General features: G+C 72.4%; 2 protein-coding genes. One reads left to right on the top strand and one right to left on the bottom strand.

The genetic code is table 11. The features are described from left to right. On the bottom strand, positions 1-233 hold a 233-nt coding region (locus ACVNF4_RS36590; protein ID WP_461807117.1), incomplete at its 3' end, for a hypothetical protein. A gap of 202 nt (positions 234-435) precedes the next feature. Here ACVNF4_RS36590 and ACVNF4_RS36585 point away from each other — a divergent pair. Then, positions 436-618, top strand: coding sequence for a hypothetical protein (locus ACVNF4_RS36585; protein ID WP_461807116.1), 183 nt, complete (start codon positions 436-438; stop codon positions 616-618). The last annotated feature ends 197 nt before the right edge of the window (positions 619-815 follow it).

Genomic DNA, 815 nt, shown 5'->3' with positions numbered 1-815 from the left:
AGCGCCTCCCGCACGGGCACCAGGGCGGCGGGCACCTCGGCGCACTCCACGCCCGCGCCCGCGCGCCGCACGACACGCAGGCTTGCGGCGGATCCGACAGTGGGTGGGGTGGAGCCGTCGGGGAGCCAGAACGCGATCCGGCCGGTGCGGGCCGGGTCGCCGGGCACGAACACGGCGTGGCAGCGGGACGGTTCGGGGATGTCGGGCGGTGCTTCCGCGGGAACCCTCTGCACGGTGATGACCTTACTCCTCAAATTTGACTAGTTCGGCCGGAGTCGCCGAGGGTACAGCATGGGAGGAGGCCGTCCACAACGGTTTCTCAGGGGTGTCTCGGGGTCGTGTCTCAGGGACGTCTCAGGGTCGGCGGCTGGAACCGCGGGCCGCGTGGAGCCGTTCTCAGAGCAGAGAGCGGCAGTGGCCGCGAAGGAGGCGCACATGTCGAAGAACGCGAAGATCGCCGCGGGAGGGGTGGCGGTCGGGCTCCTGCTGCTGATGTGGCTGCCCTGGTGGGTGGCGCTGCTGATCGTGGTGGGCATCCCGACGGCCGCGTACCTCACGCTGGATCCGTCCCAGCGGCGCAGGCTGCGCCGCATCAGCCGCAAGGAACTCGGCCGCTGAGAGCGGGGCCGCACCGCCTCCTGCCGTCCAGGGAGGCGGTGCGGCTCAGTTCGGCCGGACGGCCATCCGGTCCAGCGCCGCGAGCACCGGGCCGATCACCCGCTCCCAGCGGGCGATCACGTCCTCGTGCGGCGGGGCGTCGGGGGCGTTCGCCTCCAAGCAGGCCAGGGCGAGGGTGGCGAGGCTTTCCAGGGTGC

It is taken from the genome of Streptomyces sp. S6 (genome assembly GCF_054880855.1).
This window is presented reverse-complemented; position numbering and strand designations above follow the sequence as displayed.